This is a genomic window from Vibrio cyclitrophicus (assembly GCF_024347435.1).
GTDB classification, from domain to species: domain Bacteria; phylum Pseudomonadota; class Gammaproteobacteria; order Enterobacterales; family Vibrionaceae; genus Vibrio; species Vibrio cyclitrophicus.
On sequence record NZ_AP025480.1, the window covers coordinates 2,545,432 to 2,561,736 of the forward strand.

The 16,305-nt window shown below is 45.2% G+C and carries 10 protein-coding genes; 2 read left to right on the top strand and 8 right to left on the bottom strand.

Annotated features, from left to right (window positions below; translation table 11 throughout):
- Positions 1 to 73 precede the first annotated feature (73 nt).
- The 4 genes from csdE to OCW38_RS11310 all read right to left on the bottom strand — a co-directional run bounded on the left by csdE (position 74) and on the right by OCW38_RS11310 (position 3,134).
- Positions 74 to 502 carry a cysteine desulfurase sulfur acceptor subunit CsdE gene (gene csdE / locus OCW38_RS11295; RefSeq protein WP_261894080.1) on the bottom strand — a complete coding sequence of 143 codons (429 nt, stop codon included), beginning with the start codon at positions 500 to 502 and terminating at the stop codon, positions 74 to 76.
- A 41-nt stretch (positions 503 to 543) separates the two neighbouring features.
- Positions 544 to 1,353, bottom strand: coding sequence for a tRNA cyclic N6-threonylcarbamoyladenosine(37) synthase TcdA (gene tcdA / locus OCW38_RS11300; protein WP_016768337.1), 810 nt, complete (start codon positions 1,351 to 1,353; stop codon positions 544 to 546).
- A 113-nt stretch (positions 1,354 to 1,466) separates the two neighbouring features.
- Positions 1,467 to 2,579 carry a murein transglycosylase A gene (gene mltA, locus OCW38_RS11305; RefSeq protein ID WP_261894082.1) on the bottom strand — a complete coding sequence of 371 codons (1,113 nt, stop codon included), beginning with the start codon at positions 2,577 to 2,579 and terminating at the stop codon, positions 1,467 to 1,469.
- A gap of 81 nt (positions 2,580 to 2,660) precedes the next feature.
- On the bottom strand, positions 2,661 to 3,134 hold the full coding sequence (locus OCW38_RS11310) for a DUF2850 domain-containing protein (protein ID WP_010438996.1): 474 nt from the start codon (positions 3,132 to 3,134) through the stop codon (positions 2,661 to 2,663).
- Between the two features lie 161 nt (positions 3,135 to 3,295).
- On the opposite strand from OCW38_RS11310, the gene argA reads away from it, so the two are divergent.
- A complete protein-coding gene (argA, locus tag OCW38_RS11315) occupies positions 3,296 to 4,633 on the top strand; it encodes an amino-acid N-acetyltransferase (protein WP_016787620.1) in 1,338 nt (445 codons plus the stop codon).
- Between the two features lie 279 nt (positions 4,634 to 4,912).
- Positions 4,913 to 5,104, top strand: coding sequence for a hypothetical protein (locus tag OCW38_RS11320; RefSeq protein ID WP_008223046.1), 192 nt, complete (start codon positions 4,913 to 4,915; stop codon positions 5,102 to 5,104).
- A gap of 117 nt (positions 5,105 to 5,221) precedes the next feature.
- Here the strand turns inward: OCW38_RS11320 and recD are convergent, their stop codons facing one another.
- From recD to OCW38_RS11340, 4 genes are all read right to left on the bottom strand, one after another.
- A complete protein-coding gene (recD, locus tag OCW38_RS11325; protein ID WP_029189321.1) occupies positions 5,222 to 7,462 on the bottom strand; it encodes an exodeoxyribonuclease V subunit alpha in 2,241 nt (746 codons plus the stop codon).
- Positions 7,459 to 11,133 carry an exodeoxyribonuclease V subunit beta gene (gene recB, locus OCW38_RS11330; RefSeq protein ID WP_261894085.1) on the bottom strand — a complete coding sequence of 1,225 codons (3,675 nt, stop codon included), beginning with the start codon at positions 11,131 to 11,133 and terminating at the stop codon, positions 7,459 to 7,461. The genes recD and recB overlap by 4 nt, the downstream gene beginning before the upstream one ends.
- 427 nt (positions 11,134 to 11,560) lie before the next feature.
- The gene (gene recC, locus OCW38_RS11335; RefSeq protein WP_261894087.1) at positions 11,561 to 15,037 is read right to left on the bottom strand and encodes an exodeoxyribonuclease V subunit gamma; all 3,477 of its coding nucleotides are present in this window, start codon (positions 15,035 to 15,037) and stop codon (positions 11,561 to 11,563) included.
- Positions 15,038 to 15,164: 127 nt separating this feature from the next.
- Positions 15,165 to 16,160 (bottom strand): TDT family transporter, encoded by a 996-nt coding sequence (locus OCW38_RS11340; RefSeq protein ID WP_032544873.1) that lies wholly within the window; start codon positions 16,158 to 16,160, stop codon positions 15,165 to 15,167.
- Between the last annotated feature and the right edge of the window lie 145 nt (positions 16,161 to 16,305).

Genomic DNA, 16,305 nt, shown 5'->3' on the forward strand with positions numbered 1-16,305 from the left:
ATAACGAGTAGCTAAATTATTTAGGGTTGGCGTTTAGCGCCAACCCTTTTTGTTTCTGTGTATCTAAGAGATGCTAAGCACTTAGCTCTTGGATTTGAGCAACAATCGCTTTTAATCCATTACCGCGAGATGGGCTTAGATGAGTAATTAGACCGATGTTTTCAAAATAACTATCAATATCGAACGATTGTATCTGTGCTGATGTTTTTCCATCAAAAGCAGACATCACTAATGCGATAAGACCGCGAACGATACGAGCATCAGAATCAGCACAAAAGTACCAAACACCGTCGATGTTCTGAGAAACTAGCCAGACTTGGCTTTCACAACCAGAAACAACAACCTGCTCATTTTTCAGCTCGTCAGGCATGGTTGGCAGTTTCTTGCCCCATTGAATCACTTGACGATAACGTTCTTCCCAACCGCTGAAAGTCTGCATCTTTGCGACAATATCATCACTGGTAATTTCTTGGCCGAATGGAGAACTTGGAAATGACGTCATTTTTATATCCAGTAAATTCTTAGTAAGCTCAAAGTAACGAGTTACTTAGTATGCTTTTGAACGATCTTTTCTACGATACGTGAAACCGCCACAAAACCAAACGTAGCCGTTACCACCGTTGCTGCGCCAAAACCTGTCGCACAATCCATTCGTTTTGGCCCTTCTGCGGTCGCTTTCGCAGCACATACACTGCCGTCAGCTTGAGGGTATTTAAGTTGCTCAGTCGAGAACACACAATCGATGCCAAACTTACGTGCTGGGTTCTTAGGGAAATTGTGATGACGACGTAATGTGTCTTTCAATTTCTTCGCTAACGGGTCTTGAATCGTCTTAGTCAGATCAGCCACTTTGATTTGAGTTGGGTCGACTTGGCCACCCGCACCACCCGTGGTGATCACTTTGATTTTGTTACTACGACAATACGCCAACAGCGAAGCTTTAGCTTTCATGCTATCAATCGCATCGAGAACAAAATCGAACTCTTTCGACAAATACTCAGCCTGATTGTCAGGACCAATAAAGTCATCAATCAGGTTCACTTTACACTCAGGGTTAATCAACTTAACGCGCTCAGCCATCACTTCGATTTTGCTCTTGCCAACCGTACCCGACATAGCGTGGATCTGACGGTTAATGTTAGTCACGCACACGTCATCCATATCGATCAACGTTAGCTCACCTAAACCAGTACGTGCAAGCGCTTCAACCGCCCATGAACCGACGCCACCAATACCGATCACACACACATGTGCCGCTCTAAGTATGTCGACTTCACTATTGCCATACAGACGGCGAGTGCCACCAAATCGTTGGTCATAGTTTTCTGAGGCTGGTGTGGTCAATTCACGCATTATTGCCGCCAATTTATTTCTGAGAAAAAGAAAAGAGTGCGTTTTATACGCACTCTTGAATTAAAAGTCTAGGGGATTAGCGATTCGCTTTCAATGCCCTATTTTATCGTCGTTTACTCAACCTTCTCAGGAGGCAAAGCCCAAGGCGCTTCGGTTGCAGAGCCATCTAGGCCAAGTTTCCATACACGACCAAAGTGCTTATAGTGACCCGCTTCAGTACCCGCTCTTGGCCCCATACCATGGTAGAGATCTAAATGGTTCTGCTTAACTGCGCCGCCCGTATCCAAAACCAGTAACAATCTTAGTTGGTGCGCGCCGCTCCACGTGCCATCGGCATTCAACAATGGAACCTCAGCCAAAATAGGTGTACCCATAGGTAATATCGAACGATCTCCAGCAACGGCAGCCATTGGTAACAATGGAATACCAGCACTTCCCATTACCGACAAATCTGCTCTAGAACTAAAGAATACAAAAGAAGGGTTTTGTTCAAGTAGCTCTTTTACCACTTCAGGCTCATTCGCCAATACCCACTCTTTGATTGCTTTCAGTGACATTTTTTCACGAGGAACCAAGCCTCTATCGATCAATACACGACCAATACTCACATAAGCTTTGTTGTTCTTTCCTGCATAAGCAAAGTACTTGAGCGTGTCGTCGTCACCAAAATGCACAAAGCCACTACCTTGCACCTCCATCATAAACGGGTCGATACGGTTTGCTGCATAGCCAAGTTCAAGGCCTTGCCCATCCAACGCACCATTGTAGATTTCTTCGCGAGTGGGACACTCTTTACCGCAATCAGGGAGCCCATAGACAGGAAATTGATATTCTTCGTTCGCTTCATGGCGTAATTCTATGACTGGAGAAAAGTAACCAGTAAACAAAACATTACCTTGCTTATCGCCACCACCAAGTTGAGCGGTTTGAACACCGAAATTAGCTAATTCGCTAGGATCGCCACTCAGCATCGCCCACTCATTGAGTTGCTGATACAACGGTTCATAGATCTTAGCCATTGAAGGAGATTTAGAAACCACCATCTCAGCTTGTTCTGCAAATGCGGTGTAGTCTCTTGGTTTGTTGGATTCAACCTGATCGACCTTATTTAAGGTACGAGGAAAGTCATCATCAAAGTGTTGTTGAGCACGATCGGTGGGTTGAGCACAGCCAAATAGTAAAGAGGCAGCAACAAGGGGAAGCCATTTTTTAATCACAAGAGTCATCCTAAAAATTCTATGCATCGAGGATGACAAAAACGGTCAGATAACACAATCTTAGATTGTAAGAGTTTACAGTAAGATAACCTATCGAACTGAATTAACCATATGTCCCTTAAGACGGAAGACAGGATTATAGTGAGCGTCTGAATCGAGCACCATCTCTGTGTTGTCAGAGTTAGTGATACGAAAACGATAGGCTCTATCTCCCGTCTTATATTCGAAGTAGTTCCCATCGAAATCAAAACTAGTCGACACAACAGATCCTCGTACTGACACACCATTGGCATTGAGCACAAATTCGTCCGTTACATAATGTGCAACGTCCTGCTCTACCCAAGTGCCATACAACAAGTGGTCAGGCGTTGCTGCATCTTGTACTCGTGAAAGCACGTCGCTGAATAAAGAAACCACAGCAAATGAACCCACTAGGGCCAATACCATCAAGCAACGTTCGATGATCTTACGCTTCAATTTAGACTGATTGCGTTGTTCTGCTTCGCTGTAAAGGTTTTCCGTTATCTCATCGATCTTGTTCTTTCTTGCTGGCGCTTGCTGCATTCGGTTACTACTCATAAAGATGCTGTATATATTCTACACTGAGACCGTTTGTATAATGAAGTCTCGATGAGAATAGTTTGCGCTTTATTCCAAAAACATGTTGTTTAAATTTGAATTTAAATGCTAAATTAGCGAATAAATAAACAAAATGGACTTGTTCTGTGAAATTAAGAAGTACAGCGCTAGTAAAAGGCTTCAGACAATCAACACCTTACGTAAATGCTCACCGTGGCAAAACCATGGTCATTATGCTAGGAGGCGAAGCTGTTGCTGACAAAAATTTCGGCAACATTATTAGTGATATAGCCCTACTCCACAGCCTAGGAGTCAAGATTGTTCTCGTTCACGGGGCAAGACCACAGATAAATCAGCTGCTAGCAAAGCAAGATTGCCATACGCCTTACCATAAGAACATTAGAGTCACTGACGAATATTCTTTAGGGGTAGCGATGCAAGCCGCAGGTCAATTACAGCTGGCTATTACAGCTCGTCTTTCGATGAGCCTTAATAACACCCCAATGGCAGGCACTCAACTGAATGTGATGAGTGGTAACTTCATTACGGCTCAGCCGCTAGGCGTAGATGACGGTACGGATTATTGCCACAGCGGACGTATTCGTCGAATCGATATCGAAGGGATTAATCGCACACTTGATCAAGGCTCTATTGTCCTGTTAGGTCCAATTGCTAGCTCCGTGACAGGAGAAAGTTTTAACCTGCTTTCTGAAGAAGTCGCAACACAAGTCGCGATTCGCTTAAAGGCAGACAAGCTGATTGGATTTTGCTCCGAACAAGGGGTAACCGACGAAAGCGGTAATGTACTCGCCGAACTGTTCCCTAAAGACGCTAAACAAATCCTAGAACGCTTAACGGAGTCTCAGAATCCGACCGAAGATATGAGCACGGGAACACTACGCTTCCTAAAAGGTGCTATCTCCGCTTGTCGAGCCGGTGTTCCACGTTGCCACTTAATCAGTTACAAGGTCGATGGCGCGTTAATCCAAGAGCTGTTCTCTTTTGACGGTATTGGTACCCAAGTCGTGATGGCAAGTGCTGAGCAAGTAAGACAAGCTCAGATTGATGATATTGGTGGCATATTTGATCTCATTCGGCCCCTGGAAGAACAGGGTATCTTAGTTCGTCGCTCAAGAGAGCAGTTAGAACAGGAGATCCATCGCTTTACCATTATTGAAAAAGACGGGCTTATTATTGGGTGCGCTGCGCTTTATGCGTATCCAGAAGATCACATGGCAGAGATGGCGTGCGTCGCTATCCACCCTGATTATCGAGATGGGAACCGTGGTCAATTGCTACTGGATTACATGCGTCACCAATCCAAGTCTCGAGATATCGACCAGATATTTGTTCTTACCACGCACAGCCTTCATTGGTTCCGCGAACAAGGGTTTTACGAGATTGGGGTTGATGAATTACCGATGGAAAAGCAGGGGCTTTATAACTATCAACGAAATTCAAAAATCTTAGCATTGAACGTATAATTAAAAATTCAGATCGAAATCTCACTTTGATCCAAAAATAATTGCAAATGTAATCGTTTACTATATGAGTTTTATCAAGTATGCACTTTAACTCACACCAATAATTGTATAGAATTTGCACGTTTTATGGATATGAACAAACGTTTTTATTGGAATACCCCCAATGTTTGAACCTGTAACATTGAGGAGGTCACTGCACGGATTGCTATCCCCGTTAACGTTTAACACGACATCAATATGTTGAGCGTTAATATAAACAGCAAAAAGAGCAACATTGATATGAGAACCATTGTTTGTAATTCGCTGCAAAGTTTTTGGGATATGGCTGATAACCAATTCTTAGAAGGTTTAGACGTACACTGCGTTTTCCCTGTGAGCGAGAATCTAAAAGAGTTTATCTTGAACTGCCAAGCCAAATACAAGATAAACCATATATCATTTACTCGAGCGTTTTTAGGAACAGATTCTTAATAACGCTCAAAGCGACCAGGGATGGTTGCTTTATGTACTACCTTTTAGCCATTTAGCTGCGTTACCCCTCGCGATGCCCCTCACTAGAACCCACTAACAGTTGAAGTGAACAACTCATTAGCCGGTTAAACGACTTCCTAAACCGCTAACTCGCTCTGTTTTCACTTTAATACCACGTTTTAGTACATTGGTATCACTGAACATCATCAATCGTTTCTTTGCACGCGTAATACCGGTATAGATAAGCTCTCGCGTTAGAATGGGGCTAAAATCTGGCGGCAGGATCATTAAGGTCAAATCAAATTCGCTACCCTGAGATTTGTGAATCGTCATCGCATAAGCCGTTTCATGATCGGGAACTCGGCTTGGAAGCACCGCTTTCACGCTGCCATCCGGCAATTCAAAATACACCTTCAATCTAGGCGCAGAACTCGCAGCTATTGAATGGGAAATATCATAAGAAGCACTACTGGAATCGGCCTCAAGCATGCAGATACCAATATCACCATTATATAAACCTAAACCATGGTCATTACGCGTTACCATTACTGGTCGCCCGTGATACCACAATTCGTCATTGTGCGGATTCACCAAACGTCTTGCTGCTAGCGCCCTTTCGATCCTGTTATTCAAACCTTTAACACCAAAATCGCCTTCACGAACAGAGCACAGCAATCGACATTTGCTGAACAAATCGAGAACCGATTTAGCTCGCGCTTCTTGAGTCTCTAGCTCGTTTAAAGGAACATTCATTCTATTGAGATACTCACCATACTCATTAACTAAGGTACGCAGCATCAAGTTATAGCTATCACTCGACAGCGGGTGATTTTCAATGTCTCCAAATCCTTTAGCAAACACTTGATCGACCTGATTAGCAGAGCCGTTATTGATTGCTTTTGCCAACTGCCCGATACCTGAACGAGCATCGAAACGATAACTCTTCTGCAGCATACACAAGCTATCTGCAATCGCAGGAGGGTTAACCGATCCAGCTTTGACCTGCCCTGTATTAGCTATCGCGTCAAAACCGGTCATCTCTGCAATCAAATTACCTTGCGCTGTGCTGTAGCCTGTTGAATTAAACGAGCAGATATCACCTAACACCGCGCCCGCTTCAACGGAAGCGAGTTGGTCTTTATCCCCCAACAAGATAAGCCTTGCGTGTTCAGGGAGTGCATCCACCAGCTTATACATCATGGATAAGTCGACCATCGAAGCTTCATCCACCACCAAGATATCAAGGTGAAGTGGATTACGTCGGTTGTGTCTAAACTCCGCTCGATTAGGGATCGCGCCGAGTAATCTGTGTAAAGTACTCGATTCCGTTGGTATGTTGGCTTTTACTTCAGGCGCTAAAGGCAGCTGCTCAATCGCTTTGCCAATCGACTCTGTTAAACGTGCCGCCGCCTTACCTGTCGGTGCCACCAGCTTGATCGTCGGTGTTTTACCTTGGCTTAACGATTGCTCGACCATAGCCGACAGTAATTTGGTTACCGTGGTCGTTTTACCAGTACCCGGCCCACCAGAAATCACAGCAAAACGACGACTTAACGCCACTGCTGCTGCGACCTTTTGCCAGTTCAAACAGACGGATAACGGCACTAGGCTATCCAACACCTCTAGATCCATTACTTGCTTGGCTTGAACAATCACTTGGTCGATCGCGCCCCAATCTAGAGCCTGTTCATCAACGATATCGAGATGGTCACACAGCAACTGTTGGCGTAACACCTGAGAGGTTTGTTGACTCGAACCAGCCTTGGCTAATGCGTTAAACAAAAAGTGATAACTGCGTGCGAATAACTGATTCAGCGTTTCAGTGAGCGCCTTCTTCTGTTCAATATTGAACTCGACTGGATTACTTAGACGGTTTAACGTTTCAGCCAACACAACTTCGTAGTTCCAATAGCGCTGTAAATAAACTCGCTGTCCATCAAACATCAGCGGCTTAACGCAATCATTAGTTGTACCAACTAGGTTTGACGATTGAAGTACCGCCACCCAATCAATACCTAATAACTTTTGATTCAGTTGCAGTGCCGTTTCACCGTACAACCCAAGTAACTGAGCAAGATCCGCCGTTTGTTCAGGGCCTACCGTATACTGCTGTATAAGCTGAGTACAGATATGCCCCTTGCCTAATTCATGGCTCACCACCCCTGCGAGAAAACCGACTTCTTGAGAGTGAGCCGCTGCTTGCTGAGCAATAAAACGGGCAAATTGATAATCCAACTGACGAATTGAGCCCTTATCAGCGAGGAACTTTAATACATCCATGAGTTGCTCAGGGATAAGTGAAACTGGCTTAACTGAGTTCGCTGTCTCTATGCTGGTATTAGTGGTCGTTGTCATTATAAAAGCCCCATCTGTCCAGTTTCATCGTCATTCAATTGTGCTGAACGTCTGTCTATCACTTTACCGTCAATCAATTGATCCATTTCATCGAGCAAACCCAAGGTTGGTTTAGCCGAGAAAATACCTTGTTGAGATTGTCCGTCCATTCCTCTTAAGAACAAGTAATAAACCCCACCAAAATGCTGTTCGTAACTGTAATTGGCAACACGACTACGTAAGAAACGATGCAGCGCCAATGCATAGATTTGATATTGCAGGTCATAGCGGTGGGCGGCCATCGCCGATTTCAATGCTTCACCATGGTAGACGGCAACATCATCACCTAAATGGTTCGATTTCCAATCGAGCACGTAGTATTTACCTTGATGCTCAAACACCAAATCGATGAAGCCTTTCAGCATGCCTTGCACGGTTTGGAAACCTAGGTCGCCCGCCTTGGCCGACAAGGGATCATGATACTGAATGGTTTGATTGAGCTCAGATGCGGCCAACACTTCTATCGGCAACAAGAACTCCATCTCGACCAATCGTTGCGTTGAGTCTTTCTTGCTTAGCTTTAAGTCCTTACCATCTAACGCGGTGTTCAGCACCGTATCGACCAGTTGTTGAAGTACAGGTAACCACTCTATTTCGTATTGCTCTGATTCTAATAAGTGAGTGATTACTTGCGTGTTATGTTCGCTGGTTGCTGGCTCGGTAAATTCAACATCCTCAAACAAGGTATGTAAGAAGGTACCTGGGCGAGCACCGCGAGGGAACGAGAATATAGAACGTTCCGGTTCAATCAATTCCGACTCGTCTTGTTCATCCGCTGAGTCGATATCGAAACCAGACACCTCAATGGTCGCATCATGGCTCGCGCCGTGACTGCCCTGTTTGACTAAGCCTGAGTAACTGGTAATACGCCAAGATCGGTCAATTGAAGCCTTGAGTTCACTGGCCTGTAAGTCGTCACTCACTTGCTCTGTTTGCACAAAAACTTGTTCGTGAGCGGTAGGCGTTTCAGACAATAGTACGCTTGAATTCTTACTCTCAATCACTAACAAAGCTTGATGCAACTCGGCAATACCTTGCTCCTGTCCATTTTGAACCAAATAGCCCATAGCACTTAAGTGAACACCGGTCGGCTCTTTGGTTGAGCGCCCTTTACGTAAAGGAGCCATACCAATAAAACAGCCATAAACCGCACGAGTAAGCGCCACGTAAATCAAACGTAGATCTTCTGCCAATCGCTCTTTATCCGCTTGTGCTAGAGCACTATCACTGCCCGTAATATCAAGTACCGTGGTATCTGAGTCATGGTCGTAGAATTTACCTTCACTCGCTTCTCGGTAGCTCGCCACGAACGGCAAAAATACGAGGTCATATTCCAAGCCTTTCGACTTATGAATAGTAACAATTTGAACTAAGTTTCTTTCTGATTCAAGGCGTTGAATGTCGTCTTCACTGCCACCTAAACCATTTTGAGCATCGGAAATCGCTTCTGCTAACCAGCGCAGCAAGCCATAATCACTGTCGAGTTCCTGCCTTGCTTGTTGCAACAATTCGCCAATGTGCATTAAATCAGTGAGTGAGCGCTCACCATTTTCTTCTTCCAGTAAACGTTCCGCGAGATGTCGTTTACTGATCACACTGCGAAGCATTGGTAACACACCACGTTGCAGCCACAACTTACGATATTCTCGAAATTCGTTAACGACGTTTTCCCAAACCACTTCATCGTTGTTGAGTTCATCCAATGAGGCGGCATCCAGAGCAAACAACTCCGACGCTAAACTGGCGCGTAATGCACGGTCATTTTCAGGTGTCAGCACCGCCTGTAGTAAACGCTGAATATCTTGTGCGACCAAGCTGGTGAAAACGCTATCTCGGTTAGACAAATACACGCTTGCAATGCCTTGTTCAGACAACGCGTTCTTAATCAGGCGACCTTCACTACCAGTACGAACCAAGACTGCAATATCACCCGCATTCACAGCATGTTGTTTTTTGCCGTTATCAAAATAGGCTTGTTGATTTTGAGAAGTGGTCAGAATGGTTTGAATTTGACTCGCCGTCGCCTCAGCCATGGCTTTGTGATATTCGCCTTTCGGTAATGGCTTATCTTCCGCTTCTTGTAGCCAAAAGGTCAATGCATGCTGAGTTTCACCATTCATCACCCACTGGCGTTTGTCAGCCGATGGGCTGGCTGCGACAGGTAAGAATGGAATATCTTGATCATAGATAAACGGGCTATCCGAATTCATAAACACTTGGTTTACCGCACTGACCATGTCAGCACTCGAACGCCAGTTAGTCCCCAGCGTGTAGTGAGCACTAACTTGGTTTCTCGCCTTAATGTAGGTAAAGATATCCGCGCCACGGAAGCCGTAAATTGCCTGCTTCGGATCACCGATCATAAACAAACCGCATTGCGGATTATCTAAATAGATTCGGCTAAAAATACTGTATTGCAACGGATCGGTATCTTGGAATTCATCAATCATCGCTACTGGGTATAAGGTGCGAATTCTCTCCACCAGCAGTGATTGCTCATCCACATCGATTGACGCGGATAACTGAGTCAGCAAATCATCAAACGATAACCACTGCTTCTGCTGCTTAGCCTTAGCCAACATAGTTCGACAATGAGTAATCGCATGTGCCAGCAAAGGAGCTTTTAGATCTGCTGGAGAATTTAAGAAGTCTTCAATCGCTTCGAAAACTGCGTGTTGAGGTGCAGTGCCTTTTGGTGTTTTTTCAATTAACGTTGCTTGTGAGAACTTCTCTAGTTTATCTGGAAACTGGTAATCATGAGTGTCGCTTTGCGCCCATGCTGTGACGGCTTCTAACCAAGTCGGCAAAGACTTCTTAGTGTAGCTGCGCTTATTCACATCCGATCCAGAAATCAAAGCCAAAAAGTCCGCTTCGGATTCACACCACAACGCCTTAAGTTGCTTCACTTTATCTAAGTTTTGATTGTGCAGAGTTTGCAGGTCTCCCGACATCGCATCTACCGTCAATTTCAGCGGAGAGCCCGTCAGATAGCGATTTACATCGGCAAGTAACGAAGCGGGAGAACCCCAAATATTTCGCACCTCACCTGCAAGTTGAATGGGTAACGGATAAAACTGTTTACGCCAATAGTCGGCAACCACTTGTGCTTTCAGATGGCTTTCATCGGTCACAAATTCATTATCAAAGCGGCTTCCAGACTCGAAGGCATTCTGAGTCAACATTCTCTGACAGAAACCGTGAATGGTGTATACCGCCGCTTCATCCATTTGCCTTTCAGCATTGAGCAGAGTTTTCGCCGCACCAGCATGATCATCGATGGCTTGTAAGAGAGGAGCAATCACTGGGTCGTCACTTTGACCACGAGCAAACGCAATACGTGCATCATGGATTCGCGCACGAATACGATCGCGTAGCTCTGCGGTTGCCGCTTCAGTAAAAGTCACAACCAGAATTTGGTCTACGGTCAGCGGCTCATGGTGTCGAGTAGCTTCCGTCAGATCACCTTGCGGCGCAGCAGTACCGTGCCCGAGCAGTAAACGTAAATACAAGCCAGCAATAGTAAATGTTTTACCCGTACCCGCTGATGCTTCAATTAAACGCGCGCCATGAAGTGGAAACGTCATGGTATCAAGTGTTTGTGGAACGATTACCTGAGCACTGCTTGTAGTCGTCATGCCTTACTGCCTTCTGATAAATGTGTTGTTACAAATGTGACCTAGCGTAGAAAATGTCATTCAATTTACGTCCTACGCCAATTTGTTAATAGTTAGTGCGATCTCTCTCACGGATCAATTCAGATCGCCTCGCTACTATGCGCCCACGAGTTCAGGACCGCCTACGAGTTTTATACTCATGCGTTACTTTGAACCACTGAATAATGGTCCCTCTGACCTGTGGCCGTACAGCGAACGCCCTACACTAATAATGATTTACTGGCGGCCACTTTATTTCCTGTACCTTGATTCCTCATAAACGACTTCCTCTCGTCATTTTATAAGCCCTGCACACCAAGTTTACATCTAACTCTTTATTTCCCATGCTTTTATTCAAACGCATCTCTTTGATAAGCATATTGTTGGTGATCTTGCTGATCACTGCCGATTATTCCTGATCTTCAAGATCGGCAGCGGCGAGTCTTGCGGCCTGCAGCACAAGCGTTGAATACATTCGCGACTCAGCAGCCAGAGCATCATCCCACTTAGACCAAATACGTGAGATGTAAGTATCTCGACCCTCGCCAGTAAAGGCGAAGCTGTCATTAAAGGTATCAGCCATTTTCTTTAGGGACTTTTCTTCGTCATCAACCCATTTACCGCGGCTAAAGCCCGCTTCAACACCAGCTAACGCGGTTTTCGGGAAGTAAGGCAGTGGTGCTGTCATGCCTTGATAAAACAGTCGTACTAACTCAGCCAGCAAACTCTTCGCCTGAAGCGCATCGCCAATAGGTTGTAGCGTTTGGTGAACCACGCCTTCTTTTCTGTCGTAGCCAATAATATGGGTCGTTTTTCCATGTCCCATCACTGCACAACATAGATGATCAATCCACGCTGCCAAATAATCTTGAGAGCGTATTTTACCGCTACGGAAACGAACTAGACCCGATTGATAGTTTTTAGTTAACCAACCCATCAAACGAACAGGTTTGCCTTCGCCTAACACATCAAATTCGATATTCACTTCGAGATCTTGCTGCGGTGATCCGCTCACAAATCGAATTTCTTTGGCTAAGTCTTCCGCTTGAACACGGTTGGTTTCAAATTCGATATCACCAAAGGCGCCGACCGGTAATCGACCCTGTGCTTTTTGCTCAGAGACAAACAGGCGCACCGCTTCATCTGCACCTTCAGGATGGTCCAGCAACACTTGCAGCAGCGCATCTTTAAGCTGGAAGCTCTCTAGTCCATTGAGTACGAACGGCTCATCGTCTTCCATCACAGGAAGTGGCGGTTCAAACACCACTTTTAGACGGCGATTAAAGAAGTACTGCACTGGCAAACGCCAAAAACGCTGTAACTCAACCAAGTCGAGTTCCAACGGGTACGTTGCACCCAACAAATAGTCATCCAAGGCACGATTGAATTCACCACTACGTTCACCGGAACGGTTAGCCGCAGGAAGCCATTCTTTGGCGTAACTCAGCACATGGTTTGCGTCACCTTGAGTAAAGGCTGCAGGGCTAAATGGTGTCATGGTATGTTCAAAGCTGATCGCTTGAGTCAGCTTGATACCTGAATCATCACTTGGTAGGGATTGGTCTTCACTTAAGCAGTAGTTCTGTTGGCAGTACTCAATTAACTCTGAAACCAATACCGACGGCACTCGCTCGGTATTATCTTGAATTGAACGGCCGACATAGCTGATGTATAAGCACTCTTGCGCCGACAACATCGCCTCTAAGAATAGATAGCGGTCATCATCACGACGAGAACGATCGCCCGGTCGTGTGCGTCCGTTCATTAGATCAAAACCTTCTGGCGGCATTGAGCGAGGGTAAACACCATCATTCATACCTAACAAACAGACGGTTTTGAACGGAATAGAACGCATCGGCATCAAGGTACAAAAGTTAACTTGGCCCGCTAAGAAACGTTGGCTAATACGAGCGCCAGATAGCTTATTATTGAGGTACTGGTAGATAATGCTTGGCGACAATTCTTGTTCATACAAGGCATCGTCAAGTTGTTCATTCAGTTGCGAAAGTGCATCACGAATCGATTTGAGTACCACCTCGCCTTCTAGCTCAACCGCAAAGAAATCATCAATCATTTGCAGCAAGGTTTCACGCCACATATCGATAGATTGTGTTTCAGTTAAGCGTTGACGGTAATGGGCAATACGATCGATAAAGTGCGCTAACTTACCAGCAAGTTCGGCGTTAATGCCTTGAACTTCGTTATAAGCGGCAATCGGAGAGTGTTCAGTTTCAAATAAACCTGCAGAGTCCGACATCGCATAGCCTAATAACATGCGCTGAATGCCGAATAGCCAAGTATTTTGCTCGGTCGCAGGTAGATCAAATTCTGTCGCCGTTGAAGCATCAACACCCCAACGGATACCCGCTTCTTCAACCCATTGCTTGGCTTGCTCGAACTGAAACTCGTCAATACCAAAGCGTGTCATCATTGCAGGGATTTCTAATAGCTCTAACAACTCAGAGGCTAAACAACGCGTGTTCGGTAGCGCGACCAACTGCATGAAGGCAGTTAGTATTGGGCTTTCTTGATCGGCGGTTCTATCAGAGATCGAGTAAGGGATATAACGCTCACCCGGAGCATTACCAAATACCGCCTGAATCGCTGGACTATAAGCATTAATGTCAGACACCATCACGATGATATCGCGTGGTTTCAGTGTCGGATTGGCATCAAACATCGCCAACAGCTGATCATGAAGGACTTCAACCTCGCGCATAGGGCTGTGACAAGCGTGCACGGTTAGAGAGCGATCGCCAAGCTCAACCACCTGTTTATGGTTGCTGGAATCTAAGATGTGGTCGTCTTGATGCTCTTCTAACTGGAGAATATCGGCTTGCAGTTGATGCAGCAGGTTATCCCTATCAACATCAATAAAGAACTCGTGCTCTTCGCTATCTGATTGAGATAGCAAAAACAGGTTATCTCTGCCCAATTTACCCATAGACGCCAACAAGCTATTACCCACGGCTTGGCTGGTGTGCAGTTCATCTTCAACGTTGGCTTCAATACCATCTTTCAATGGTGATACTTCACCTTCTAGCTGAGGTAAACCATCAACTAACGCAAACTGCTTACGGCGCTGAGCTTCGACTCTTGCCAAGTATTTACGATCGCGAATATCGCCCCAGTAATGTTGGCAAGGGTTAGTAAACATCAAATGCACATCAATCTGCTCACCTAACGCTTTCAGTGCATCCATGTAGCGAGGAGGCAGAGATGATATGCCAAACACGAACAGGCGCTTAGGCAGATGCTGCAGCTGACCTTGTTGCTTGGCTAACGCTTCAATGAAGTCGTGATACAAGTTGCCACGGTGGTATTTTGATTGCCCTTGAGAGAGAGTTTGCTCATAAAGAGCTTGCCACAAAATCGGCTGCCAGGGGTGATCTTGCAGCCCTTCTTCATCAATTAATTCTGCAACGGGCTCTCCCGCTTCCCACATCGCCATCCACTCAGGTCGATACACCAAGTAACCATCGAAGATGTCGGCAATTTTCTCTGCCAATTGATACAGCTTCGAATCATCCTCGTCGTTTTCAAGATAGCGTTGCAAGGGTAAAAAATCAGGGTGGTCAAGTTTAGCGGGCAGCAAACTCATCAGCTTCCAAGTCATCGCTTCTTTGTTGAAAGCACTGCGTTTAGGCACATCTGGAAGCACTTGGGTAAACATATCCCAAGTGAAGGTTGCTGGAAGTGGAAAGTCTATATTTGCTGCTACACCAAACTCTTTGGCGAGTTCCATCTTAAGCCATTGAGACATGCCTGGGCTCTGAACCAAGATCTGCTCTTTTTCGAAAGGGTTGGCTAAAGGGTCACTTTTGATTAAGTGAACGAGAAGGATTTTTAAAGTATCGACTTTATTGGAATGGTAAACAGTAAACAAAGTGCACTCACGCTAATCTTGCCACAATATAAAGCCAGATTAGCATAAGTGCCGAGTTTGGATTAGGAATATAAGCTGATGAAATACCGAAAGCTTAAGCTCTGTTTACCTTTTGAACTATTGCTTCTTACAGTCGACCCGCTACCGCACCTAAAACACGATGAGGTTTGTAGTTCATGTAGTAACGAACAGCGACATAACCGACCACTAAGGTTGCCACAATCAGTTCTAGGTACGCTAGATTGAACACTTGGCTAATGTAGTGTGCTTCAACACCTTGTACTTGCATCCAAGCCGCCAATTTAAACAAAGCTGTTGCACCGATTACAATTGGGAAGGTAAACGCTGCGTAACCTGGGCTAAATGGCAGGCGAAGTAGTTTGAAGAACGCCACGTAAATAATGAACGTCATTAACACCGCTATACCAAATAACAGACCAATGATCACTGGTGAAGGTGTTGCAGTAACCGTTAAGTAACCCGCTAAAGATAAACTCGCTGGTGCCGCCATAATTGCAATGGTTGGTTTTGCTGCATCTGGCACTTCATGAGAAAAGATCAAACGGTAGATCATGAGCGGTAGCATTACAGCATAAACCAACAAGCCAAACACTAAAGTTGCGTGTGCCACTGGTTCTAAAATAGGGTTCCCAGAGAAAGAAACGTCTGCCACGATAATACCGATCGGTGGGACAAACCAACTCGGTACCATGTGGTGTATCTCAAAGTTTTTAGCTCTGTGGTACAAAAAGCTCACTAAGAAAACAACATGCAAAGCCACTGAAGCTAACCACATTGCTTCTTGCAGAAACTGAGAGAGTGGGGCCAACGAAGCTGAAACCACCATACAACCCATCGCGAATGTAGGAACAACACTGCCGACAACAGGATGAGCAAGATCTTCACGCAAAAGGTGACCATGAATTAAAAATTTCACGGCTAAAACAAGAAGTAATACCGCAGCAATACCAGCACTGATCCACTGCACCAAACCCGGAGTTGATAAGATACCTTGCGCGACTAAAACACCATCCCAACACCAGCCCAAGCTTGCAATTGCTAGTGCCAACCCTGCCATGGGTGTTGGAGCTCCTGTTAATCTATATTTAATACGTTGAATCATGTCAGCCTCTCTTAAACTTAATTCACTCAATTTGTGAACTCATCAGCTTGTTGAAGCCATAATACGCTTGCGCTTCGTTTAACAATATCCAATTATATATAACAAGCGTTCATTAATTCTGAACGAAATTTATTTCACCAACAGT